The 24,071-nt window shown below is 64.5% G+C and carries 20 protein-coding genes; 3 read left to right on the forward strand and 17 right to left on the reverse strand.

Features of this window, described 5'->3' with window-relative positions:
• Window positions 1–70: 70 nt before the first annotated feature.
• A complete protein-coding gene (locus MJ956_RS09130) occupies window positions 71–1,276 on the reverse strand; it encodes a peptidoglycan DD-metalloendopeptidase family protein (RefSeq protein ID WP_253964161.1) in 1,206 nt (401 codons plus the stop codon).
• Between the two features lie 183 nt (window positions 1,277–1,459).
• Here MJ956_RS09130 and MJ956_RS09135 point away from each other — a divergent pair.
• Window positions 1,460–2,226, forward strand: a protein-coding gene (locus MJ956_RS09135) for an IS5 family transposase (RefSeq protein ID WP_423724827.1) whose coding sequence is annotated in 2 segments (ribosomal slippage) — window positions 1,460–1,792 and window positions 1,795–2,226 — 765 coding nt in all. Because the reading frame shifts where the segments join, the coding sequence is not laid out codon by codon here.
• A 31-nt stretch (window positions 2,227–2,257) separates the two neighbouring features.
• Here MJ956_RS09135 and MJ956_RS09140 read toward each other — a convergent pair.
• The 11 genes from MJ956_RS09140 to MJ956_RS09190 form a co-directional block, all read right to left on the reverse strand.
• Window positions 2,258–2,908, reverse strand: coding sequence for a protein-L-isoaspartate(D-aspartate) O-methyltransferase (locus MJ956_RS09140; protein WP_253964163.1), 651 nt, complete (start codon window positions 2,906–2,908; stop codon window positions 2,258–2,260).
• Complete coding sequence (gene surE, locus MJ956_RS09145; RefSeq protein WP_253964164.1) at window positions 2,905–3,660, reverse strand: 5'/3'-nucleotidase SurE; 756 nt, start codon at window positions 3,658–3,660, stop codon at window positions 2,905–2,907. Before surE ends, MJ956_RS09140 begins: the two co-directional genes overlap by 4 nt.
• On the reverse strand, window positions 3,660–4,943 hold the full coding sequence (serS, locus tag MJ956_RS09150; RefSeq protein ID WP_253964165.1) for a serine--tRNA ligase: 1,284 nt from the start codon (window positions 4,941–4,943) through the stop codon (window positions 3,660–3,662). Before serS ends, surE begins: the two co-directional genes overlap by 1 nt.
• Before the next feature lie 60 nt (window positions 4,944–5,003).
• Window positions 5,004–5,807, reverse strand: coding sequence for a twin-arginine translocase subunit TatC (gene tatC / locus MJ956_RS09155; RefSeq protein WP_253964166.1), 804 nt, complete (start codon window positions 5,805–5,807; stop codon window positions 5,004–5,006).
• A complete protein-coding gene (gene tatB, locus MJ956_RS09160) occupies window positions 5,804–6,379 on the reverse strand; it encodes a Sec-independent protein translocase protein TatB (protein ID WP_256477799.1) in 576 nt (191 codons plus the stop codon). Before tatB ends, tatC begins: the two co-directional genes overlap by 4 nt.
• Window positions 6,380–6,465: 86 nt before the next feature.
• Complete coding sequence (locus MJ956_RS09165; RefSeq protein ID WP_253964168.1) at window positions 6,466–6,705, reverse strand: twin-arginine translocase TatA/TatE family subunit; 240 nt, start codon at window positions 6,703–6,705, stop codon at window positions 6,466–6,468.
• Between the two features lie 43 nt (window positions 6,706–6,748).
• Window positions 6,749–7,873: an ABC transporter ATP-binding protein gene (locus MJ956_RS09170; RefSeq protein ID WP_253964169.1), complete on the reverse strand. Its 1,125-nt coding sequence runs from the start codon at window positions 7,871–7,873 to the stop codon at window positions 6,749–6,751.
• A 243-nt stretch (window positions 7,874–8,116) separates the two neighbouring features.
• Window positions 8,117–9,139: a beta-N-acetylhexosaminidase gene (gene nagZ, locus MJ956_RS09175; protein ID WP_253964170.1), complete on the reverse strand. Its 1,023-nt coding sequence runs from the start codon at window positions 9,137–9,139 to the stop codon at window positions 8,117–8,119.
• A gap of 119 nt (window positions 9,140–9,258) precedes the next feature.
• Window positions 9,259–11,139 carry an SPOR domain-containing protein gene (locus MJ956_RS09180; protein WP_253964171.1) on the reverse strand — a complete coding sequence of 627 codons (1,881 nt, stop codon included), beginning with the start codon at window positions 11,137–11,139 and terminating at the stop codon, window positions 9,259–9,261.
• An 88-nt stretch (window positions 11,140–11,227) separates the two neighbouring features.
• On the reverse strand, window positions 11,228–12,979 hold the full coding sequence (gene argS, locus MJ956_RS09185) for an arginine--tRNA ligase (RefSeq protein WP_253964172.1): 1,752 nt from the start codon (window positions 12,977–12,979) through the stop codon (window positions 11,228–11,230).
• Between the two features lie 104 nt (window positions 12,980–13,083).
• On the reverse strand, window positions 13,084–14,298 hold the full coding sequence (locus tag MJ956_RS09190) for a deoxyguanosinetriphosphate triphosphohydrolase (protein WP_256477800.1): 1,215 nt from the start codon (window positions 14,296–14,298) through the stop codon (window positions 13,084–13,086).
• A gap of 106 nt (window positions 14,299–14,404) precedes the next feature.
• On the opposite strand from MJ956_RS09190, the gene MJ956_RS09195 reads away from it, so the two are divergent.
• The gene (locus tag MJ956_RS09195) at window positions 14,405–14,746 is read left to right on the forward strand and encodes a HesB/IscA family protein (RefSeq protein ID WP_253964173.1); all 342 of its coding nucleotides are present in this window, start codon (window positions 14,405–14,407) and stop codon (window positions 14,744–14,746) included.
• 9 nt (window positions 14,747–14,755) lie between these two features.
• Entirely contained in the window at window positions 14,756–15,544 is a 789-nt protein-coding gene (gene xth, locus MJ956_RS09200) for an exodeoxyribonuclease III (protein ID WP_253964174.1), read from the forward strand.
• A gap of 34 nt (window positions 15,545–15,578) precedes the next feature.
• Here xth and MJ956_RS09205 read toward each other — a convergent pair whose 3' ends face one another.
• The 5 genes from MJ956_RS09205 to MJ956_RS09225 all read right to left on the reverse strand — a co-directional run bounded on the left by MJ956_RS09205 (window position 15,579) and on the right by MJ956_RS09225 (window position 24,042).
• Window positions 15,579–16,412 (reverse strand): tetratricopeptide repeat protein, encoded by an 834-nt coding sequence (locus MJ956_RS09205; protein WP_253964175.1) that lies wholly within the window; start codon window positions 16,410–16,412, stop codon window positions 15,579–15,581.
• Entirely contained in the window at window positions 16,399–18,123 is a 1,725-nt protein-coding gene (ilvD, locus tag MJ956_RS09210) for a dihydroxy-acid dehydratase (protein ID WP_253964176.1), read from the reverse strand. Before ilvD ends, MJ956_RS09205 begins: the two co-directional genes overlap by 14 nt.
• Before the next feature lie 264 nt (window positions 18,124–18,387).
• A complete protein-coding gene (locus MJ956_RS09215) occupies window positions 18,388–19,662 on the reverse strand; it encodes a long-chain fatty acid transporter (protein WP_253964177.1) in 1,275 nt (424 codons plus the stop codon).
• Window positions 19,663–20,042: 380 nt separating this feature from the next.
• Window positions 20,043–22,883, reverse strand: coding sequence for a valine--tRNA ligase (locus MJ956_RS09220; RefSeq protein ID WP_253964178.1), 2,841 nt, complete (start codon window positions 22,881–22,883; stop codon window positions 20,043–20,045).
• A gap of 145 nt (window positions 22,884–23,028) precedes the next feature.
• A complete protein-coding gene (locus MJ956_RS09225; protein WP_253964179.1) occupies window positions 23,029–24,042 on the reverse strand; it encodes a PopZ family protein in 1,014 nt (337 codons plus the stop codon).
• Window positions 24,043–24,071: the final 29 nt, after the last annotated feature.

Here is a 24,071-nt window from a genome sequence, read left to right on the forward strand (position 1 = left end):
CTGCCGGTCCCGAATCACCCGGCATGCGCCGCAACGCATGGCCAGGCGGTAGGCGCCTGGAGGTCGGCGTCTATTGCAGATACTTGGTCGGATCGACCGGCGCCGAGTTCTTGCGCACTTCGAAATGCAGGACCGGAACGTCCGTGTCGCCGCTCATGCCGGACTTGGCGACCTCCTGGCCGCGCCGCACCTTCGCGCCGCGCTCCACGGAAATCGAATCGGCGTGGCCATAAACGGTAACGAGGCCGTCGTCGTGTTTCACAAGCACGGTGTTGCCGAATTCCTTGAGGCCATCGCCGGCATAGATCACCACGCCATTCTCGGCCGCCTTGACCGGCGTGCCGCGTGGCACGGAGATGTTGAGACCGTCATTGCGTCGCGACCCGACTTTCTCGCCGAATCGACTGATTACGCGCCCTTGAACCGGCCAGCGGAACTGGCTGATCCCAGTTGCGTCGGGCGCGATGGCGGCCACCTTGGACTCGACTTCCTTATTGTCCGTCGTTGTCGGCTGCGGCTGCTTCGAGACCACGTCGGCGGAAGGGCGGCCCGCCTTCTCGGCCGTTGCCGGCGGCGTGTAGGGCTCGGGCGCGGTGCTGTCGGTCCGCGGCTTGGCGACCTCCTTCGTCGGCGCAGTGACTTTGGTGTCGAGGCTGGCGACCTTGGGCTCGGCGACTTTTCCGCCAGGTACGCTGAGCTTCTGACCGATGCGGATGGTGCTGTCGTCCAGGCCGTTCGCACGCTTGATGTCGGATACCGAAGCTCCGGTTCGCCGGGCGATCGACAACAGCGTATCGCCGCTTTCGACCGTCACTTTCGCGCCGTCGTCAATCTGCCGTGGCGCAGGCTTGGCGATCCGCGCCGCCTGAGCTCCGAGTGTCGATGCCGGCGCGCCTCGTCCCGCTGGCGGCGTCGCAGAGGGCGCCACGGCGGCGGGAGTCGAAGCCTGGGAGGCAGGAGCGGAGGTCTGATAGCTCGGCGGCGGCGGAGGCGGCAGCGTGTTGCGCTGCACAGAAGTGGTGGGTGCGCGATCGGACGATGGCGTATATCCCGAAGAGCGGCTGATACTGGCCGTATTCAACTGATCGACATCACCCGGATAAGGCTGACTGGCAGCCGCCGTGCGGGTCGGCGTGCGCGGCACCGCTCCCGTGTAGAAGCCGTCATCGAAACGCGCCACGTCTGAGCTGCACCCGGCGGCAAACCCCGTCAAGCCGACCACCGCAACGGTTCGAACCATATTCAGTCGCAGAGATTTCAGCACATTGATTCGCATCGTCGTCCCTTGAACAGGCGGGATTACTCTCGAGACCATTGAAGCGCGTTAATCTTACTGCCGGGTTAAATCACCGCGCGACCGACGGTATTTCTTTTGGAGCAACCCCCTAGGCTCAGGACCTATTAATCGGTTGCGATAGCGATGCGGGGATGATTCCGTTTGCGGCATGGAGGTGCCGCGATGGATGACCTGATCTGGTTGACCGATGCGCAGATGGCGCGCATCGAGCCACACTTTCCGCTCTCGCACGGCGTGCCGCGAGTGGACGATCGCAAGGTCATCTCGGGGATCGTGTTCGTCATCAAGAACGGGCTTCGCTGGCGTGACGCGCCGAAGGCCTACGGACCGAACAAGACGTTGTATAATCGCTTCATTCGCTGGAGCCGGATGGGAGTGTTCGACCGCATCTTCGCTGATCTAGCCGCGCAGGCCGACGAGCCCGAAGAGGTTGCAATCGATGCCACGCATTTGAAGGCTCACCGCACGGCTGCGAGCCTTCTAAAAGGGGGGTGCTTCCCCGCCGTATCGGACGCACGAAAGGCGGCTTGAACTCGAAGCTGCACGCGGTGTGCGATGCCAAAGGCCGCCCGATCATCCTGTTGCTGACCGAAGGTCAGACCAGCGACTATCGCGGGGCAGCGACCATGCTGCCTGCGCTGCCGAACGCTACGCGCACGCTGATCGGGGACAAGGGCTACGACGGCGATCGGTTGCGCGATGCCATCCGCGCACGTGGCATCAAACCATGCATCCCACCCCGCAAAGGTCGCAAAAGCCCCGCTACCTACTGCAGGTGGACCTACAAGCGTCGCAACGTGGTCGAGCGCATGTTCGGTCGTCTCAAGGACTGGAGGCGCATTGCAACGCGCTACGACCGCTGCGCCGAAACCTTCTTCGCAGCCATCGTCATCGCTGCGACATTCGCCTTCTGGATCAATGAGTCCTGAGCCTAGCCAGTGGCTTGCACCGCCCATCCGGCTACAGCACCTCCGCCGTTCCGAACGCCAGCGGCTGGTAGCGGACCGGCCCGAGATCCTCGCGCTCGAACCGGCTTCCGACCTTGCGCAGACGCACCAGCGCCTGTTCTTGGCCTGCCTCGCCGAGCGCGCAGATCAGCACCCCGTGCGGACGAATCTGGTCGAGGAACAATCGCGGCACGGCCGGAAAGGCGGCGTGTACGATCACACGATCGAAGGGCGCCCCGGCGGCGAAGCCGTCGCTGCCGTCTTCGCGGAACAGAGAGACGTTGCTGACGCCGACCAGTTTCAACCGCCGGCTTGCCGCCTCAATCAGGCGCCGATAGCGATCGAAGGATGTGACGTGGGCGCAAAGGCGCGCCATCAGCGCCGTAACGTAACCGCTGCCGGTGCCGATCTCGAGAATATTCTGGTCCGCCTCGATCTCCAGTGCCGCCACCAGCCGCACCGCGAAGAGCGCGCCTGGCATGGTCTCCCCGCAATCGATCGGCGCGGACCGATCGTCATAGGCATTCTCAATGCTGTCAGGCAAAAAGAAGCGCCTGGGCACGGTCTCGATCGCCTCGAGCAGCTTCGGATCGGCGATCCGGCGGGTACGCAGGCTCAGGAGAAATGCCGCAAGGTCCTCGCGGTCCCGTGCCTCCGGCCTCACCGAAACAGATCTCCCAGTCCCTTGCGCAGTGCATGGGCGGTCAGATCGAGGTGCAGCGGCGTCACCGAGATTTTTCCGGCTGACAAAGCCGCGATATCGGAGCTCTCGACTTCCTCCCCGGCCTGGCGACCGAAGGTCAGCCAGAAATACGGAAAGCCGCGGCCGTCGCGCCGCTCTTCCATGCCGAGCGAATAGTCGAGCTTGCCCTGGCGGGTGACCTCGACCCCGCCTACCGCATCGGCCGGCACCGCCGGAAAGTTGATGTTGACCAGATGGCCGGGTGGCATCGGATAGCTGGAAAGCAAATCGAGGACAGCCGGGGCGTGTTGCTCGGCCGTGTCCCACAATGTCTCCCGGTTGCCGCCGCGGGTAAATTGCTGGCTCAGCGCCACCGATTTCAGCCCAAGCATCGTGCCTTCCATGGCGCCGGCCACGGTACCGGAATAGGTGACGTCGTCGCAAATGTTCTGGCCGGCATTGACCCCCGAGAGCACCATATCCGGCGGAGAACCCATCAGTCGCTTGACCGCCATGATCACGCAGTCGGTCGGCGTGCCCGAGAGCGCGAACCGCTTTTCGGAAATCTTGCGCAGACGCAGAGGTGAGGAAAGCGTCAGCGAGTGCGACAGGCCGCTCTGGTCGGTCTCGGGCGCAACGACCCAGACATCGTCGCTCAGCGTTCGGGCAATCCGCTCCAGGACCTGGAGGCCCTCGGCATGAATGCCATCGTCATTGGTGAGCAGGAGTCGCATCAGGCCGACCTCTCGATCCGTTCGATCCCGCCCATGTAGGGTCGGAGCACTTGGGGCACCGTGATGCTTCCATCGGCGTTCTGATAGTTTTCCATCACCGCGATCAGCGCGCGCCCGAGGGCGACCCCGGAGCCGTTCAGCGTGTGGACGAAGCGCGGCGACCTCTCGCCGTCCGGCCGGTAGCGCGTTCCCATGCGCCGCGCCTGGAAGTCGCCGCAGACCGAGCAGCTGGAGATCTCCCGATAGGCGCCCTGCCCCGGCAGCCAGACCTCGATGTCGTAGGTCTTGCTCGCGGAGAACCCCATATCGCCCGCGCACAGCGTGACGACGCGATATGACAGGCCGAGTCGTTTCAGCACCTCCTCGGCCGAGGCGGTCATACGCTCGTGCTCATCGAGGGATGTCTCGGCAGCCGTGATCGATACCAGCTCGACCTTGTAGAACTGGTGCTGGCGCAACATGCCGCGCGTGTCGCGGCCGGCCGAGCCCGCCTCCGAGCGAAAGCATGGCGTCAGCGCCGTTACCCGAGTCGGAAGGTCGGCCGGGTCGAGAATCTGCTCCCGGACGAGATTGGTCAAGGGCACCTCGGCGGTCGGGATGAGCCACCGCCCGGCGGTCGTATGGAAGAGGTCCTCGGAGAATTTCGGCAATTGTCCGGTGCCGAACAGCGCTTCGTCGCGCACCAGCAGCGGCGTCGCCACCTCCTCGTAGCCGTGCTCGCCAGTATGCAGGTCGAGCATGAATTGGCCGAGCGCGCGTTCCAGTCGCGCCAGCCCACCTCGCAGGACCGTGAAGCGTGCGCCGGAAATCTTCGCCGCCTGCTCGAAATCCATCATGCCCAGCGCTTCGCCGAGTTCGGCATGCTCCTTCGGCTCGAAGTCGAATTCGGGCTTCTCGCCAAAGCGGCGAATCTCGACATTGGCGCTCTCGTCCAGCCCGGCTGGAACATCGGCGGCCGGCAAATTCGGAATACGCGCCAGCGCGTCTTCAAGCGACTGGTCGATACGCCGCTCGGTCTCCTCGCCCTCCTGGATCGCCGCCTTGATCTCGGCAACCTCACGGATGAGTTTTTCGGCGGCGTCGGAATCGCCCGAGCCCTTGGCCTTGCCAATGGCCTTCGAAGCGTCGTTGCGCCGGCCCTGAAGCTGTTGAAGCCGTGTCAGATGTTCGCGACGAGCCTCGTCGAGCCTGATCAGTTCGGCCGAGGCGGGCGCGGCACCGCGGCGTGCGAGCGCTTCATCCAGCTTTTCTGGATTCTCGCGTATCCATCTGATATCGAGCATGTAATTCCCGTTCCCGACCGGTAAGCGACGGGACCCGGTTCCAAGGCGTCGAGGTCGGCCTTACGTCTCGCTCTCACCGAGTTTTTCGGCCCGCCTCTTCTCGATCATCCGCGCCGCAAAGATCGACACCTCGTAGAGAAGGATCGTTGGCAGGGCAAGACCGATTTGCGACATCGGATCGGGCGGGGTCAAGATCGCGGCGGCGATGAAGGCCAGCACGATGGCGTATTTTCGCTTCGAGGCAAGACCGTCGGCCGACGTGATTCCGGCTCTGACCAGCAAGGTGGCGACGACCGGCAGCTGAAACACCAATCCGAACGCGAAGATCAGCGTCATGATCAGCGACAGATATTCGGAGACCCGTGGCAGCAACTGAATGGCCGCTTGCCCACCGGTACCCGCCTGCTCCATCGACAGGAAGAACCACATCACCATCGGCGTGAAGAAATAATAGACCAGTGACGCGCCGAGCAGAAAAAGCAGCGGCGTCGCCACCAGAAACGGCAGGAACGCGCCCCTCTCCTCCTTGTAAAGGCCGGGCGCCACGAATTTGTAGATCTGCGCCGCGATCAGCGGGAAGGCGATGAAGAAGCCGCCGAAAGCCGCGATCTTGACCTGGGTAAAAAAGAACTCCTGCGGCGCGGTGTAGATCAGCTCGACCTGCCGGTCGTGAATTCCGGCCCAGATCGTCGCCGTCTGATAGGGCACGACCAGGAAATTGAAGATCTGCTTGGCGAAAAAGAAGCAGAAAATGAACGCGAGCAGAAATCCGGCAATGCTCCAGATCAGCCGCGTTCGCAATTCGATGAGATGGTCGATCAACGGCGCCGAAGAGGCCTCGATATCGCTGTCAGTGCGTGTCACGCGACGTCCTCGGTTGTCTTTTTCGCCGTGGGCTTGGCCTTGGGTGGCACCTTGGCCTTGGCAGCAGGCCCTCCCTTAGTGGCCGGCTTGGCTTTTGTCGCACGCTTGACGGGGGCAATCGCTCCGTTTCCGGAGGCCGCGGCCGGCTTCGCATTCGCGGCTGGCGCAGGCGCCGGCGACGAACGGCCGGCTTTCGCGGTCGCGCCGACCTTGTCAGGCTTGTCGGGACTCGCGTCGGCGGTGGGGCTCGGGACCGCTGGTTCCGGCGCCTTGGCGGCTGCCTTGAGCGAGGAGCGAATCTCCTCGCCCACCGCCTTCATCGGGTTCATCGCCGCGCGGACATCCTTGGTGGGATCCAGTTTGCGGATATCGCTCACCGTCGACCGCACGTCATCGAGTTCGGCCTCGCGCAACGCGTCGTCGAACTGCCGCCGAAAATCCCCGGCCATCGAGCGCAACTGCTTGGTCGTGCGCCCGAATGTGCGCAGCATGCGTGGCAGATCCTTGGGGCCGACCACGACCACGAGGATCACGGCGACCATCATCAGTTCGGCCCAACCAATATCAAACATCGCAAGGCCTCGAGAGCGACAACCAGGAACGATGGCGAGCGGGCACGAGCAGAATCCGGTCGCCGGACGGTGGAGCGATCAGACGATCAGTTGACCGTCTTCTTGGTCGCCACGTCGTGCCGTACGACGTCGCCCTCGGTGTGATCGAGCGTCCGACGCTCCTGCGCCGTCTCCGTCTTTTCCGCGTCCTCGTCCGACATACCCTTCTTGAAGCTCTTGATGCCCTTCGCCACGTCACCCATCAGCTCGGGAATCTTACCGCGACCAAACAGGAGCAGCACGACCGCAAGGACGATAAGCCAATGCCAAATGCTGAAGCTACCCATAACAATTCTCCATGGAACGCGTGAGCCGTTCGCTCCCGCCAATCTAACGATGATCCGGGGTCTTTTCAAACACGATAACGTCTTGCAAATCAACGGAAACAACGACATCGCGTTTACCGTCTGGTACGATTCCGGCGCGCATGCGCGATCGAAGCGGATAGTCGAGCCCCTCGATCGCGACGGTCATCAGGTCGACACCGCCGAGAAAACGGCGGGCGACGATGCGCCCGAGCACGCCGCTCGACTGTTCCTCCAGACGCAAGCCCATGAGGCGCAACGCCACCGTCACCGGCGTACCGTCGGACAGAAGCGAATCCGCGACCGGGCCGAGCGCCGTGACGACGCGGCCGCCGCGCACTTCCCCCTCGATGACGTTGAGCTCGGAAAAAAAGCCGGCCGTGAAAAGGTCGGCCGGGCGGCTGTAGAGTTGCGCGGCGGTCCCCACCTGCACGAGCCGACCGTCGCGCAGAAGCGCGATTCGGTCGCCCATCCGCATCGCCTCCTCGGCATCGTGCGTCACGATGATCGCCGTCGCCCGGCTTTCGCGCAGGATCTGCAGCGTATCGGTCCGCACGACGTCCTTGAGACGGCTGTCGAGGCCCGAAAACGGCTCGTCCATCAACAGGACCGTCGGTCGCGGGGTCAACGCCCGCGCCAGCGCCACCCGCTGCTGTTCACCGCCGGAAAGGGTATGCGGATATTGGCGCGCGACATCGGCGAGCCCGACCCGCTCGAGCGCCACCATCGCCTCCCTCTTCGAGGCCGCGCCTGAAAGCGCCGTCAGGCCGAAGCGGACATTTTCGGCGATGCTCATGTGCGGGAACAGGGCGAAATCCTGGAACATCAGGCCGATGCCGCGCTTTTCCGGCGGCACGAACGCATCGGGGCCGGCGATCTCCTGGCCGTTGAGCACCAGGCGGCCGGCGGTTTGACGCTCGATTCCCGCGGCAATGCGGAGCATCGTCGTCTTGCCGGAACCGGACGGCCCGAGCAGGCAGAGAATTTCGCCAGGTTCGGCCGTCAGGCTGATCCCCGACAGGATCGTGGTCGATCCCACGGTGTGGACGATGTCTTCAAACCCCAGGCGCGCGGCGAAGCTGACGCCGGCACTGGTGCGTCCGGCGCTCTTTGTCGATGGAGCGATGGCGGTGCTCTGTTGATCCTGCACGCTTCGGCCTGTCCGTCCGTTCGTCGGCAAAGCCACGCGGCCCGCCAATTCGCGACCTCGGTAGCCGGTCGCTACGGGAACGGCAACAGCGTTCGATGTCCATCCCGACACGCTTCCCGCGTTTACCGCCCAGATCCCGATGACATAGGATCGATCCGACCCGATTTCACATGCGAGCGCGATTCTTGTTCGTAAGCTAGAAACTCGGACCTATAGTCGCAGGCCGTTGCCAGAGGTTACGCGTCAGGCGGAGACGCTCACCAACGCGTCGTATTCGGCCCGAAACGCCGGCATATCGTCGTTCGTCGCGCGTGCGGAAATGGCCGATTCCGCCGCTTCGGCACGTCGCTGCGCGTCGCCGGACAACGGCCGCGCCGCACCCGCGATTTTTCGCATTTCGTCGAAATCGCCATTGCAATGGAGGACCACATCGCAGCCCGCGTCGAGCGCTCTCGCGCTCAGTTCGGCGAGATCGCCCGCCAGCGCCTTCATCGAGATGTCATCGCTCATCAACAGGCCGTCGAAGCCGATTTCGTCGCGGATCACGCTTTCGATGACCGTGGCCGACAAGGTGGCCGGGTGGACCGGGTCGATGGCGCTGTAGAGGATGTGCGCGGTCATCGCAGCCGGCAGCGTCTGGAGGGACCGGAACGGCGCGAAATCGGTGCGCGACAACTCGTCGCGCGGCGTCGTGACCACCGGCAGCGCGAGATGACTGTCGGCATTGCCGCGGCCGTGGCCGGGAATATGCTTCATGACCGGCAAGACGCCACCGGCGATGAGGCCGTCCGCCGCGGCCCCGCCAAGCGTCGCCACCGCTTCGGGATTTGTCGCATAGGCGCGGTCGCCGATCACCGAGTGCGCATCCATCGTCGGCACATCCACGCACGGCACGCAATCGGCGTTGATCCCAAAAGCCATCAGGTCATCGGCGAGCAGGCGGCCTTGCAGCCACGCGAGGCGCTGTCCGGCCGCCGGGTCGGACGCATAGACCCGCCCGATCGAGGCAGCCGGCGGATATTCCGGCGCCAGCGGCGGCCTCAAACGCTGTATCCTGCCGCCCTCCTGATCAATGAAGATCGGCGTCGTATCCCGGCCGCCAAGGTCGATCAGTTCGGCGACGAGGTCCTCGATCTGAGATGCCTCCGAGACGTTTCGCGCAAAGAGAATAAACCCCCACGGACGCTCGTCGGCGAAGAACCTGCGCTCGTCCGCGCTTAGCCGACGCGCCGCCGGCGCGGCGATCCAGGCCTTCGATCCGCTCATCCGTGTCTCCGATGCAAGAGCGGACGGCGAGGCTGCTCGGCCTGGCTGTCCTGCGTTATGGTCATGGGAAGAAGCGGCCGGGCCGGAGGCCCCGCCGAGAAGCGTGACAGCGCCGGCGCTCAGCGCGCCACGAAACAGCTGCCGCCTGCTGATTTCAATTCGCTGCAAAGGGTCGACGCCTCGGACTTCGATCTGGTGGCGATCCGCACGCGATAATAGGTCCCCTTACCGGGGATGTCCGCCGACTGGATCACGAGATCGCGCTGGCCGATGACCTCGGCATAGCGCTGCCCGAGCGTCTGCGACGTCTGCTTGGCGGCGGCCTCGTTGGGCTGCGACGAAATCTGGACGTAATAGCCGTCGGCGACCGGCGTCTGGGCCGCGGAAACAGGGGCCGGCGTCGCGGCGGGAGCGGCTGCGATCGATCCTACCGTCTCAGGCGCGGTCGTCGCCACGGCGACATCGGCGGTCAAGCCCCCCGCGTCCGACATCGGTTCCGGCGCCGTTACCGCAGCAACCCTGACCGGGGCGGAATTGTCGCTTCCCGGTCGCAAGACCGGCACGGGAACGCCGGACGACGACTGACCGACGACGCTGGCGTTCGCCTCGGCAGACGATAGCGCGGCACCCTCGGCGGGAACCATCGACCGGGATGATGCTTCGATCAGCGCCGCACCATTGCCGCGCATATCGTCCATGGAGGTCTCGGGAACCGTATTCGCCACAACGAGCGTTCCATCGGGTCGAACCGTCATGGTGCGCACGCGGCGGGGCGTCAGCACCGCGATCGGCGAGCCGTCACTCGCGGCATCGGCGATGCGCACCGGTTCCGCGGCGCGGGCGCTGCTGATCGGGTTCAGATCGACGCCCGGAAGGTCGACCGGCTCCTCGGCCGCCGTGACGAGGGTCTGCTGCGCCGGGACGATGTCGGCGTCGGCGCTTTGCACGCGTTCGTAGACCGCCTTGTTCTGGTTCGGGATCGCCCGGCCGCCGGGATCCTTGGGAGCCACTTTGACCGGATCCGTGTCGGCCCGCACGATCAACATATCGCCGGAGTCACCGGCAATATCGCCCGACGCCCAATAGGCCGCGGCGGCACCGACGACGGTGATCGCCAGCACGCTGGCGGCAAGTCCGGGCATGCGAGGTGAAAAGCGGGCGCGGCTCGCCGCTGCCGGCGCGAAAGCGGACGACATCGCATCCGCGACGGCAGGCCGGTCTTTAACATTGGCCGCGGGCACCTTGGCGGCGGACGCATCCTCGGTTGCCTTCGGATGCCGAACCGGCGCCGCCGCGTGACCCACGGGCGAGCCGACATCCGGCTCCGCCCCACCAACGGTGGGAAGCGTCGCCGCGACCGCCCGAGGCGTCGGATTCATCGCGGCGAGTTCGCTGGCGATCAATTCGTCGAAATCATCGAAGGGCTTGTCGGCGACGTCTGGAGACGGAGCCGTATCGCGGCGCGCTGGCGCAAAGGCCTCACTGTACTGCAAACCGATACCGCGAGGATTGACCGGCGCCGAAAGGGCGCGCAGCGCAACTTCCAGATCGCTGACCGGCATCGCCTCGATCCGTTGCATCGAGACACTGCCGGCGTCGGCTTTCACACCCCGATTTGCTAGCGGCGACGCGATCATTGCTGGATGGGAGATTGCGGCAGCAGGCTGGCCGGAGTGCTGCGTCGACTCCCGCGCGCCCTCCTCCTGGAAAGATGCATTCAGTTCCGCATCGAGGGCGCCGACCAGGTCGTCAATGTCGACACTCAGCGAATCCGCCGGCTCATCGGCCGGGATGCCCGGCGCGTCGGACACGGAAAAGCCGCTCGCATCGCCCACGGACGGGAGGTTCTCACCAACCTGCGCCAGAGATGCGGGCCGGTCGCTCGCCGGCTCCGAGCCCCATGGCTCATCGATCAGCCGTGACAGTTCGGCGAAAGGATCATCCTCGATATTGTCGACCTGCTGATCGCTCCACTGATTGGAACTCGTCGTATCCGCCATCGACATATCCCCTGCCCTTCCCCTCGTCCCGGGGCTGCCAGCCCCTCTCATCACCGCTAGGAGAGGAACTTGACCAAAGCGTGATGAATCAGCGCATTTCTTCCGGTGCGTCGGCACCAATCAAGCCGAGTCCGGTTTCGAGAACAACCGCTACAGCCCTGACCAGCGCCAATCGAGCTTGCGTTATCATGCCGTTCTCAGAGTTAACAAAGCGTAAGGCCGGAAAGTCCTTGCCGCGATTGTACTGGCTGTGGAAAGCCGAGGCGAGGTCGTAGAGATAAAAGGCCAGGCGGTGTGGTTCCTTGGCCTCAGCCGCGGCTTTGACGAGCCGCGGGAACTCCGCGAGTTTGCGAATCAGCGCCAGTTCGCCCTCATCCGAAAGTCCGGCGAGAACGCTAGCATCGAGCGTCGGAAAATCGGGTAGCCGTACGCCGACCTCCGCCGCCTGGCGAAAGATCGCCGCCGAGCGGGCGTGGGCATACTGCACGTAGAAGACCGGGTTGTCCTTGGACTGCTCGGTGACCTTCTGGAAGTCGAAGTCGAGCGGCGCGTCGCTCTTTCTGAACAGCATCATGAAACGCACCGGGTCGCGGCCGACCTCCTCGACCACTTCGGCGAGCGTCACGAAGTCACCCGAGCGCTTCGACATGCGCACCGGCTCACCGTCGCGGAACAGCTTCACGAGCTGGCACAACACCACGTCGATCTGAGCCGCTCCCCCGGAAACAGCCTTTGCAACGGCCTCGAGGCGCTTGACGTAACCACCGTGATCGGCGCCCAGGATATAGACCATCTCCTCGAAGCCGCGCTCGAACTTCTCACGGAAATAGGCGACATCGGCGGCGAAATAGGTGTAGCGGCCGTCGGACTTCACCAGCGGTCGATCCTGGTCGTCGCCGACCTCGGTGGAGCGAAGCAAGGTCTGCTCGCGGTCCTCCCAATCCTCCGGCGCCTGCCCCTTGGGCGGCGGCAGGGTGCCCTGGTAGATGTAGCCCTTGCCGCGCAGATCCTCGATCGCCTCGGCGATCTTTCCGCCCTCGTCGGCATGCAAGGTACGCTCCGAGAAAAACTCCTCATGTTCGATGCCGAGCAGTTTCAGATCGTCCCGGATCATCGCCATCATCGCGTCGATGGCGCGGTCGCGGACGTGCGGCAGCCACTCGGCCTCGTCCATCGCCAACAACCGGTCCGAGAATTCGGCCTTCAAGGCTTCGCCGACCGGCGTGAGATACTCGCCAGGATACAATCCCGCCGGGATCTCGCCGATCGTCTCGCCGAGCGCTTCGCGGTAGCGCAAAAACGCCGAACGAGCGAGCACGTTCACCTGCTCGCCGGCATCGTTGATGTAGTATTCGCGCGTGACGGTGTCGCCGGCAAAGGCCATGATGTTGGCGATGGTGTCGCCGACCACGGCGCCGCGGCAATGACCGACATGCATCGGGCCGGTAGGATTGGCCGAGACATATTCGACATTGACCTTATGGCCTGTGCGCCGTCCCCGCCCGTAATCGCCGCCGGCCTTCAGAATGGCCGCCAGGTGCCCGGTCCAGAACCCCGGCTCCAGCCTGAGATTGATGAACCCCGGCCCGGCGACCTCTGGGGTCGCGACGTCCGGGTCACGGGCAAGACGCGCCGCGATCTCCGTCGCGAGTTCGCGCGGCTTGACGCCAAGCGGCTTGGCCAGGACCATCGCCGCGTTGGTAGCAAGATCGCCGTGGCTCGCGTCGCGCGGCGGTTCCACCGCAACCCGCGACAGGTCGGGCAACGCGGTTTCGCGTGCCTTCAGAATCGCTTCCACCGCTTTTCTCACCCGATCTTCGAAATCGGCGAAGATATTCATGCCTGGCCTCGACTGGTTCCGGCGGGCCGAAATGGCCGCGCGCCCGGTGACTGCCTTCGCGGCCCGGGCGTCTTACCGTCTGCTGTGTAAAGAGGAATGGCCGGCTAACGCAATTGCGGCGTCGCGTCAAACAGGCGCCGATGCGCACTCAATGCGTACGTGTCGGTCATCCCGGACAAATAATCGGCGACCCGGCGCGCCCGCTTCTCCTCCGGCAGTCGGTCGGCATCGCGGCTCCACTCACCCGGCATCAGGTCAGGTCGTTCGAACAGACGCGCGAAGAGGTCCTCGACGATTCCCTCGGCGGTCTGCATGACGCGCATGACGTGATCGTTGCGGTAGACGCGCTGAAACAGAAATTTCCTGGTCTGCTTCACCGCCCGGTCCATGAGCGGGGAAAAGGTGACGAGCGGCAGCGCGGCCGCGCGCACCGCATCGACATCGGCCGGCGCGAGATCCGCGATGCCGGCGAACGCGGTTCCGATCACGTCCTCGACCATCCGCGTAATATGGCGGCGCAGGATTTCGTGCGCCATCCGGCCATGGTCGATTCCGGGATAGGCCGCCTGGACATCGTCGAGGATCGATCCCGCCAGATCCAGTTCACCCAGATCGGCAATGTCGATGAGGCCGGCCCGCAACCCATCGTCCAGATCGTGGGTATTATAGGCGATGTCGTCGGAGATCGCCGCCGCCTGCGCCTCGAGGCTCGCGAAGCCGCCGAGATCGAGCGGAAACAGCGCGTCGAAATCGGCAATCGGCTTCGGCACAGGGGCTTGCTTGGGAGCATTCGGACCAATCAGCGGGCCGTTGTGCTTGACCAGTCCTTCCAACGTTTCCCAAGTGAGATTCAGCCCGTCGAATTCGGCATAACGGCGTTCGAGCGCGGTGACGACCCTGAGCGACTGGGCGTTATGGTCGAAGCCGCCATAGGCCCGCATCCGGCGATCGAGCGCTCGCTCGCCGGCGTGGCCGAATGGCGTGTGGCCGAAATCGTGAACCAGCGCGATCGCCTCGGTCAGGTCCTCATCGAGCAGCAGCGCGCGAGCAAACGCGCGTGCGATTTGCGACACCTCGATTGTATGGGTCAGCCGGGTGCGGAAATGGTCGCCCTCATCGGCGACAAAAACCTGCGTCTTGTGGCTCAGCCGACGAAACGCCGTGGAGTGGACGATGCGATCGCGATCCCGCTGATAGGGCGTGCGCGTCGGGCTCGCGGCCTCGACGACGAGGCGGCCGCGGGTACGCTCCGGCCGCACGGCATAGGCGGCGCGCCCCAGGCCACCCATTCCGATCCGCGCGAAATCTGTCTCATCCATGCGGAAACGATCCGTCCCGATTGACCGGCTTCATCCGGGTCCATACTTAAGTGGCAGTTCTCGAACAAGGAGCGGTGCGGTCGTTTGATCCGCGCCGGACGCCAAGATGAGCGAAACAGCGACCCATTCCGTCACCATCTCCGAAGCCGCCACCCGACGCATAGCGGCGATCCTCTCGAAGACCGCCGAGGCCGACTCCTTGCGCATTTCGGTCGAGGGCGGCGGCTGTTCCGGCTTTTCCTACAAATACGACCTCACCAGAGGACGCGAGGACGACGATCTGGTTCTGGAGCAGGACGGCGCGCGCGTTCTGATCGATCAGGTCTCGCTCGCCTATATGGAAGGCGCGGTCGTCGATTTCGTCGACGATCTGATGGGCCAGTCCTTCCAGATCCGTAACCCCAACGCGGTCGCGTCATGCGGCTGCGGCACCAGCTTCACCGTCTGACCACCGGAAATGCTGATCGCCACCTGGAACATCAATGGCGTCAAGGCCCGCCTCGACGCCCTCCTCGCCTGGCTCGACGAGCGTTCACCGGACATCGCCTGCCTGCAGGAGATAAAAAGCGTCGACGAGAATTTCCCGCGCCAGGCCATCGAGGAGCGCGGCTACCACGTCGAAACCCACGGCCAGAAGGGTTTTAACGGCGTCGCCCTGCTCTCGAAGATGGCGCCTACCGCGGTTGATCGTGGCCTGCCGGGCGACGAGACCGACGAGCACGCCCGTTACATCGAAGGCGTTTGGGAGACCGACAGCGGCCCGCTCCGGGTGGCCTCGCTCTACCTGCCGAACGGCAACCCGATCGACACGCCGAAATTCGCCTACAAGCTTGCCTGGATGGAGCGGCTGATCGCCCACGCACGGGCCGCGCTGGAGCGCGAGGAGCCGCTGGTGCTCGCCGGCGACTACAATGTGATTCCACAGCGAGCCGACGCGGCGTTTCCGGACAATTGGCTCGGCGACGCGCTGTTTCAGCCGGAAAGCCGCGCCGCCTTCCGGCGCCTGATGAATCTGGGCCTGACCGATGCCCTGCGCGCCTCCACCGACGCGGACGGCACCTACACGTTCTGGGATTATCAGGCCGGCGCCTGGCAGAAGAATAACGGCATCCGCATCGACCATCTGCTGCTGTCGCCGGAGGCACAGGAGCGGCTCGTCTCCGTCGGCATCGACAAGCATGTCCGAGCTTGGGAAAAGCCCTCCGATCATGTTCCGGTCGTCGTCGAACTCGCCGATCAGCCTTGACCGGACGAGCGCCCCCGCGGCCGGGCGGAAAAGCTCAGTTCTTCGTGCTGACGACGTCAGCGGCCGATGCCATCTGCTGTTCGGCATAGGCGAGCGCGGTTCGTCTGTCAGCTTCCGATGCCAGCGAGAACGCCTCTTCCTGAAGCCCGCGGATCCAATCCTGATCCTGCGGCGATGCCTTCCTGAGCGCCATGGTCAGCATGGCGAGCCCACGGACGGGCGCGGCCGGGAGCGATATCTTTCGGCCCTCGAAGAGCAAATGACCGAGCAGGGCTTGCGCACCCACATGCCCTTTGTCGGCCGACAGCTTCAGCCAGCGCGCCGCCTGCCGTGGATTGGCTTTGCCGCCCTCGCCGTGAAGCGTCATGCGGCCGAGTTCGAACTGCGCCCTGGCGTCGCCGAAAAACGAGGCCGCATGAAAATAGAACTGGCGGGCGCGTGGCAGATCCACCGCGACCGGGCTGTTGACAATTCCTCGCCGGAGATAGTCGGCCAGCGCCACCACAGCGCTCGAGACATAGGCTGCGTTGGGGAATCCCCCGCCATCATCGTCCTGTTCGCGAACGATCTGCTCGAAGATCTTGTAAGCCTCGTAATCATTCTCCGGAACGCCGTCGCCCTCGGCATACATCTTGCCGAGCTTCCAGCGAGCACCCGGATGTCCCTTGTCGGCGGCGAAGCGCAGTGCCTCGAAAGCCTCCAGTTTCTCACCGCGCTGATAGGCCTTGAAGCCGAAGGAGAACAGCTCCAGCGAGCCGGCGTCCGGATCGACCTTCGCCTCCGGATCGAGAGCAAGGCTCCGCCCGCCGCCTGCGACAAGAGCCGTGGCGACAAGCGCAACCGAAAGGATCAATCTAGACGTCCGCATAGCAGTGTTTTTCCGCGGCTCCGCCGGGATGGGTCACCGCGCCATAACGCGCAGTTCCAACCAGTTCCGCATATTTCCAGATGGCGCCGGACTGAAAATCGGTCTCACGTGGTTGCCAGCCCTCGGCCCGTTGTTTCATATCGTCATCCGACAGGCCGACGTCCAGTGTGCCGTCGACAGCGTCGATGGTGATGATATCGCCGTCCCGCAGGAGCGCGATCGGACCACAGACGGCCGCCTCCGGACCGACATGGCCGACGCAAAAGCCGCGCGTCGCGCCGGAAAACCGCCCGTCGGTGATCAACGCGACCTTGTCGCCCATGCCCTGCCCGTACAAGGCTGCCGTTGTCGACAGCATCTCCCGCATACCCGGACCGCCCTTCGGTCCTTCGTAGCGGATGACGAGAACCTCGCCTTCCTTGTACTGGCGCTTCGAGACGGCCTCGAAGGCCGCCTCTTCGGAATCGAAGCAGCGAGCCGGACCGGAGAACTTCAGGTTCTTCATGCCGGCGACCTTCACGATCGCGCCATCGGGCGCGAGATTGCCCCTGAGACCGACGACGCCGCCGGTCACCGTGATCGGCTGGTCGGCCGGGCGCACGACATCCTGATTTGGATTCCAGGCGACCTTCGCCATGTTCTCGGCGATGGTGCGACCGGTGACGGTCAGACAATCGCCGTGCAGATAGCCATGCTCGAGCAGCGTTTTCATCAACAGCGGAATACCACCGGCCTCGAACATGTCCTTGGCGACATAGCGTCCGCCCGGCTTCAGGTCCGCCACATAGGGCGTCTTCTTGAAGATCTCGGCGACGTCGAACAGATCGAACTCGATGCCGCATTCGTGGGCCATCGCCGGCAAGTGCAGCGCCGCGTTGGTGGAGCCGCCCGAGGCCGCGACCACCGCCGCGGCGTTCTCCAGCGACTTTCTCGTCACGATGTCGCGCGGCCGGATGTTGCGGGCGAGGAGCTCCATGACGATCTCGCCGGAGGCGTAGCAGAACTTGTCGCGAATCTCGTACGGCGCCGGGGCGCCGCAGGAGTAGGGCAGCGCCAACCCGATCGCCTCGGCCACGGTCGCCATGGTGTTGGCGGTAAACTGCGCGCCGCAGGAACCGGCCGACGGACAGGCGACCTGCTCGATCTCGTCGAGGTCGGCGTCGGACATTTCGCCGACGGAATGCTTGCCGACGGCCTCGAACATGTCCTGCACCGTCACCTGCTGACCACGGAAATTGCCCGGCAGGATGGAGCCACCATAGATGAAGACGGAGGGCACGTTCAGGCGCACCATCGCCATCATCATCCCCGGCAGCGACTTGTCGCAACCGGCCAGCCCGACGAGCGCGTCATAGGCGTGGCCACGCATGGTCAGCTCCACCGAGTCGGCGATCAGGTCGCGCGACACCAGCGACGCCTTCATGCCCTGATGGCCCATGGCGATGCCGTCGGTCACCGTAATCGTGCAGAATTCGCGCGGTGTGCCCTTCGCGGCGGTGACGCCCTTCTTGACCACTTGCGCCTGCCGCATCAGCGAGATGTTGCAGGGCGCGGCTTCATTCCAGCATGAGGCGACGCCCACCAGCGGCTGATGAATTTCCTCCTTCGTCAGGCCCATCGCATAAAGATAGGATCGATGCGGCGCCCGCGACGGCCCCTCCGTCACATGCCGGCTGGGAAGCTTGCTCTTGTCGATTGCGTGCGCGTCCATTGTCCCCTCGTACTCTTTAACCGCCGCGCGACCGGACCCGAGCCGCGCCCTGGAGGTGACGGCGTTTTGTGGCGGCAACGGGGCATTGTGTGTCGCCGCGACTATAATCGATGCACGTCTGCAATAGTGTTGCCGCGATCCCACAGCGCCGATTTCGCGCGGCCATCGACGAACGCCAAACGCCAAAAGGCGCGCCCATCGGGACGCGCCTTTTACCGTTCGCACTTGCCGTGGCGCCCTTGGGAGGCGACCGGCGGTCAGGCGTCAGAAATTCAACTTGATCGAAGCATTTCCAGCCAGCACGACGTCATCGCCCACCGTTGCATTGAAATAAGCCCCGTCGCTGATCGACTGCGAGCCGTCGGTCCAGTAGCCGACCAGGCCGCCAACGCGAATTTCGCTCCACTTATTGGCCTTGAACGACAAGCCGCCAGCCACGGTGTACAGGTCGGTATAGGTTGTCTCAGAGCCGGTGGACACGCCCCGGTCGTAGCCCACGGAAATCGCGCCGGCGATCTCATCGGTAAAGGCGCGGCCGACACCAATCGAGGCGGTGTAGCCGTCGCGCCAGTTGTAGGGAGAGACGCTCGAAGAGGTACCGCGCGCGGTCGTAATCGAACTGATCGCGGACTTGTTGGTGCTCCAGTCAGTCCAGCGGAAGGACGCGAGCAGCAGCGTGCCCTCGGCGATGCCAGTTTGCGCGTTGATGTAGAGGCTCTGCGGGCTCGTGACCTCGTTGAAGTTCGACGTTCCGCCAGCGACCGTCGTGCCGGCAGGCGGCGCCGCGTTCGGAATCACAACCTGCTGCCCCCCCGCGCCGACGACAAAGGCGTTGCCCACCGCGGCCACCGTGCCAGTGCCGTTGAACGTATCGTGCGTGACTTCCGAGCGGTAGAGAATCTGGGCGCGCAGCGCAATCTCCGGCTTCTCGTAGGCAGCGCCGATGCGATAGCCGAGATCGTAATCACTCCGGGTATCAACGGAGGTCTGGACCGGCAGCAAGACCGGTTGCCCACCCAATACCCCGATCGGAGTGTTGGAGGCGCTTGTGCCCGTGAAATTGAAGTCCTCGGCGAACACACCGCCCAGCAGGCTGAACCGGCCCATGTCGCTGGCGTAGCTGGCCCGGCACGTCATGCCGAACTCGTTTGAATCGAACTCGTTGACGAGCGTGCGCGATCCGGCCGTCGGTCCGGGCGGCAGCGCCCCTCCGGGCGAGCCCGTATAGTCCGATTCCGCCGCGAAGGAGACGATGTACGTACCGGCGCAACCGAAATTTTCGCCGCCGAAGCCGACCGCATAGGTCGGAATATTGTAAGCTTGGGCGTAATCGCCGAAATCACCGCTCTGGCCGTTGATCGAATCGAAGCCGCGCATGGGGTTCACATAGATCAGGCCTGTACGCATCGTCACCGGACCCGCCTCATACAGGATGTCGGTGTCGGCCGTCCCGCGCTGAAAGCCGCCGGCGAACGCCGTCGTCGTCAGCGCCACGCTGGCGATCGATGCGCAGGCCATCATGTTCCGGAATGTCGTCATGGTCCCCCCGTTTCACGCTCCCGTATCCAAACAGCATATGCCCAGGGAGTTGACGCAAACGTAAACGAGAAAACTGATCGACGGAATGGACCCCGCTGAGACCGGGGCTCGTTTGCGGCAGTCGCGCAACAGTCGGCTCAACATCAATCGCCACTTGCGTGAAATTATTTAAGGAATTGTTTTCTAAACAGAAAAACTCCTCTTTCCTCAACCAATGCGCCGACGTACCGCCGTCCTTTTCGCGGATCCCCTCCGGGACGGCGCGAAATCGTGGCGGCAACGTGTCGAAGATGTGACACGCATCGCGGCCGCGAGCGGTTGCGATCTTTCAGCTCGCTGGTGATTCGCGGGTGATCGTAACGCTGCGGCCGCGGGCGGACCTATCGCAACCGCTCCAGCCCCGCGGCCAGCTTCTCGACTTCGAGCCGGTAGGCGTCGCGTTTCTCCCGCTCCTGCTCGACGACGTCTTCCGGCGCATTCGCCACGAATTTCTGGTTCGACAGTTTGCGATCGATCCGCTCGATCTCCGCCCACGCCTTGGTCTCAGCCTTCTCCAGCCGGCTGCGCTCTGCCGCAATGTCGATCATGCCAGTCAGCGGCAGGGCGAAGGTGGCGCTCCCCGCGATGATCTGGGCCGACTGGTCGGGCGCGTCATCGCTGATCTCAATCGATGAAAGCCGGGCCAGTCGCTTTAACGCCGTACTGTGCCTGTCGAGCCGCGCGGCTGTCGCGGCGTCGGGCGCGATCGCCAGCAGCGCCGCTTGCGCGCCCGCCGGTACGTTCATTTCAGCGCGAACCGAACGGATCTCGGACACCACGGCGATCAGCCAGTTGATGTCGTCGGCGGCATCCGGATCGGCGAAATCGAGCGACGGCCACGCCGCATGACACAACAGCGAAGGCCGGCTTTCGGTCGTCGTCGCCCACAGCTCCTCGGTCATGAACGGCATGAAGGGGTGCAACAGCGCATAGATGCGGTCGAGCACCGACCCCATGACGATCCGCGTTTCGTTCGCGGCAGCCTCGTCGTCGCCGCCGAGAGTCGGCTTGGCGAGTTCCACGTACCAATCGCAGAACAGGTTCCAGACGAAGCGATAGAGCGTTGCGGCCGCATCGTTGAAGCGATAGGCGCCGATCGCAGCCTCGGTCTCGGCGATGGTGCGACCAAGTTCGGTGGCGATCCAGCGGTTCAGCGGCAGCGTCAGCGGCGCCGGGTTGAGCGCGGCCCCGTGGAGCGCGCCGTTCATCTCGGCGAAACGGGTAGCGTTCCAGAGCTTGGTGCCGAAATTGCGGTAGCCGGCGATGCGCTGCGGATCGAGCTTCACGTCGCGGCCCTGCGCCGCCATGATCGCCAGCGTGAAACGTAGCGCGTCGGCGCCGTATTCGTCGATCAGATCGAGCGGGTCGACGACGTTGCCCTTCGACTTCGACATCTTGGCGCCGGTCTTGTCGCGGACAAGCGCATGGACATAAACCGTGTGGAACGGCTCCTCGTCCATGAACTCCACCCCCATCATCATCATCCGGGCGACCCAGAAGAAGATGATGTCGAAACCGGTGACCAGCACACTGGTCGGATAATAGGTCGCCAGTTCCGGCGTCTTGTCCGGCCAGCCGAGCGTCGAGAACGGCCACAGCGCCGACGAGAACCAGGTGTCGAGGACGTCCTCGTCACGATGCAGGAACCCGTCGCGGCGGGCCGGATCAGCCGCCATCGCCTTGGCTTCGTCGTCGGAGATCGTGCCGTTCGTGACGTAGTGGGCGAGCGCGGCGGCGACCGCTTCCTCCTCGCTCTTTTGGACAAAGATTTCGCCGTCCGGCCCGTACCACGCCGGGATCTGATGACCCCACCAGAGCTGGCGCGAAATGCACCAGGGCTGGATGTTGTCCATCCAGTCGAAATAGGTCTTTTCCCAGTTTTTCGGCACGAATTTGGTGCGGCCCTCGCGCACGCTGGCGATCGCCGGCTCGGCCAGAGTCTTGGCGTCGACATACCATTGGTCGGTCAGGAAGGGCTCGATCGGCACCCCGCCACGGTCGCCATGCGGAACGGTATGCGCGTGGTTCTCGACACGGTCGAGAAAGCCCCGCTCCTCCATCATCGCCACGAGCATGTCCCGCGCGACAAAGCGGTCCTTGCCATCGAGCTCGGCAATCGTGCGATCGAGATCGTCCGACGGGTCGATGCCCTCCAGGAAGTCCGGGTTCTCGCCAAGCGTCACCGCTGCCGCGACGGTCAGAATATTGACCTGACGAAGATCGTGCCGCTTGCCGACCTCGAAATCGTTGAAATCATGCGCCGGCGTCATCTTCACCGCGCCGGTGCCGGCCTCAGGATCCGGATAGTCGTCGGCGACGATGGGGATGCGGCGACCGACCAGCGGCAGGATGACATGCTTGCCGACGAGGCTCTTGTAACGCGGATCGTCGGGGTGCACAGCGACGCCGGTATCGCCCAGCATGGTCTCGGGTCGTGTCGTCGCGACCACCAGATGGTCGCGCGTCTCGTACCCCGCCGGTTCGCCGTCCGAGGGTTTCCAGGCGGCGCGATTGCCCTCCCCGTCCAGATTGTAAGGGTGCTCGTAGGTCGCGCCGTCGGCCAATGGATAGCGGAAATGCCACAGATGGCCCGCCACCTCCTTCTGCTCGACCTCGAGGTCGGAAATCGCCGTCAGCAGCTTCGGGTCCCAGTTGACCAGCCGCTTGTCCTTATAGATCAACCCCTTGCGGTAGAGCTCGACGAACACATGAAGAACCGCCTTCGACAGCCCCTCGTCCATGGTGAAGCGCTCGCGGGACCAGTCGCAGGAGGCGCCGAGGCGGCGCAGCTGGCCGAGGATCGCGCCGCCGGACTCGCCCTTCCATTGCCAGACCTTCTCGATGAAGGCCTCGCGGCCGAGTTCGCGCCGGCCCGGCTCGCCGCGTTCGGCCAGTTGCCGCTCGACGACCATCTGGGTGGCGATGCCGGCGTGGTCGAGACCCGGTTGCCATAGGACGTTCTTGCCCCGCATCCGTTCGAAGCGGATCAGGATGTCCTGCAGCGTGTCGTTGAGGGCATGCCCCATATGGAGCGAGCCGGTCACGTTCGGCGGGGGTATCACGATCGAATAGGCTTCCGAGTCTTCGGCCGCCCCCGCCCCGGCCCGAAAGGCGTCGGCTTTCTCCCAACGTTCGGCAATGCGCGGCTCGATCGCCGCGGCGTCGTAAGTCTTTTCAATCATGACATGTCCGGTGGCCCCGGCACGGGGCATTGCCCGAAGGCGTTGAAGCGTGCGTACCGGTTACAGCCTCGGTTTCGCGGCTGTCAACGAAGAGCGGCTTGCGACAGGCGCCCGGAGCCCTGCGAAACAGCCTTCCTCGGCGCGGTCAGCGGCGACCGCCTCGCGCGACCCGCTCGATTTCCTCGCGGACCAGCTTCTCGACCAGGCTCGGCAGATTGTCGTCCAGCCATTCCTGCAGCATCGGCCGCAACATCTCGCCGACGGTCTCGTCGATGGAATCCAGATGTTCCTCGCGAATGACGCGCGCAAGATTGTCGAAAGACGCGGCGACGCGGCTGCTCGCCTCCTGTGAGATCAGTTCGTGGATCGGGGCACTGGCCGCATTTCCAGGAACGATCTTCGCTCCCTCCGGCTCTTCCGGCCGATCCTGCTTGACCGCGTTAGCGGCGGCAGCCGGCGGCAATACCGCCTCACCCGGACCCGCATCCGCTGGATCCCGGCGTTCTTCCATAGGCGACTCCGGCGCAATCAGGCTGGCGTTCTCGTTCAACTCCCATGTGAACTCGTTTTCGTCGAATTCGCCGATGGCGTCCGCTACATCGGCCTCGCTGACCTGATCGCTCCCGCCGACCAGCCGGGCGCTATCCGGCGACAATTCCGCGGTTTCGCCCTCGTTATCCTCGGATACGGACGCCGGCGAGACCGCCCGCAGACGCGCGGCCGATGGCGGCAACCCGTCGCCGGAATCACGAAATCCGACCTCTTCCGGCGTCGTTCCGACCGCGTGCCCGTCCGGCAAACCGCTCGCCTCGGCGGCTGGCTCAGCCTTCAGGCCAAGTCCCAACCGATCGTCGACAGCCTCGTCCGGCAGGTCGGCAACCGCGACATCCACCGGTTCGACGGGCGGCACGATCCCCAGTCGGGGACGTCCGGGCGGATTGGCGCGCTCCGACCGGGATGGCGCGTCGCCTCTCCAGACCACCGCGTCGGCCGCCAGGTCCGCGGCGTTGCCGGCGGTGTTCGCCGGTTCGCCGTGCAAGGGCTCCAGGTCAGGCGCCGTTTTCGCGACGACCGTCTCATCGCCGCTCTCGATAATTCGCCTGATCGACGCCAGGATTTCGTCCATCGACGGCTCTTTGGCCGGAAGGGCATTGCTCATGGGACGCTCCCGCAAATTCCGCGACAGGG

Source organism: Aurantimonas marianensis (assembly GCF_024195285.1).
In the GTDB taxonomy this organism is placed as follows: Bacteria; Pseudomonadota; Alphaproteobacteria; order Rhizobiales; family Rhizobiaceae; genus Aurantimonas; species Aurantimonas marianensis.

What these genes read in the sequence shown, in the direction of transcription:
- MJ956_RS09130 (WP_253964161.1), bottom strand. Translation starts at nt 1,276, where the DNA reads ATGCGAATCAATGTGCTGAAATCTCTGCGACTGAATATGGTTCGAACC.
- surE (WP_253964164.1), bottom strand. Translation starts at nt 3,660, where the DNA reads ATGCGACTCCTGCTCACCAATGACGATGGCATTCATGCCGAGGGCCTC.
- serS (WP_253964165.1), bottom strand. Translation starts at nt 4,943, where the DNA reads ATGCTCGATATCAGATGGATACGCGAGAATCCAGAAAAGCTGGATGAA.
- tatB (WP_256477799.1), bottom strand. Translation starts at nt 6,379, where the DNA reads ATGTTTGATATTGGTTGGGCCGAACTGATGATGGTCGCCGTGATCCTC.
- MJ956_RS09165 (WP_253964168.1), bottom strand. Translation starts at nt 6,705, where the DNA reads ATGGGTAGCTTCAGCATTTGGCATTGGCTTATCGTCCTTGCGGTCGTG.
- nagZ (WP_253964170.1), bottom strand. Translation starts at nt 9,139, where the DNA reads ATGAGCGGATCGAAGGCCTGGATCGCCGCGCCGGCGGCGCGTCGGCTA.
- MJ956_RS09180 (WP_253964171.1), bottom strand. Translation starts at nt 11,139, where the DNA reads ATGGCGGATACGACGAGTTCCAATCAGTGGAGCGATCAGCAGGTCGAC.
- argS (WP_253964172.1), bottom strand. Translation starts at nt 12,979, where the DNA reads ATGAATATCTTCGCCGATTTCGAAGATCGGGTGAGAAAAGCGGTGGAA.
- MJ956_RS09190 (WP_256477800.1), bottom strand. Translation starts at nt 14,298, where the DNA reads ATGGATGAGACAGATTTCGCGCGGATCGGAATGGGTGGCCTGGGGCGC.
- MJ956_RS09195 (WP_253964173.1), top strand. Translation starts at nt 14,405, where the DNA reads ATGAGCGAAACAGCGACCCATTCCGTCACCATCTCCGAAGCCGCCACC.
- xth (WP_253964174.1), top strand. Translation starts at nt 14,756, where the DNA reads ATGCTGATCGCCACCTGGAACATCAATGGCGTCAAGGCCCGCCTCGAC.
- MJ956_RS09205 (WP_253964175.1), bottom strand. Translation starts at nt 16,412, where the DNA reads ATGCGGACGTCTAGATTGATCCTTTCGGTTGCGCTTGTCGCCACGGCT.
- ilvD (WP_253964176.1), bottom strand. Translation starts at nt 18,123, where the DNA reads ATGGACGCGCACGCAATCGACAAGAGCAAGCTTCCCAGCCGGCATGTG.
- MJ956_RS09215 (WP_253964177.1), bottom strand. Translation starts at nt 19,662, where the DNA reads ATGACGACATTCCGGAACATGATGGCCTGCGCATCGATCGCCAGCGTG.
- MJ956_RS09220 (WP_253964178.1), bottom strand. Translation starts at nt 22,883, where the DNA reads ATGATTGAAAAGACTTACGACGCCGCGGCGATCGAGCCGCGCATTGCC.
- MJ956_RS09225 (WP_253964179.1), bottom strand. Translation starts at nt 24,042, where the DNA reads ATGAGCAATGCCCTTCCGGCCAAAGAGCCGTCGATGGACGAAATCCTG.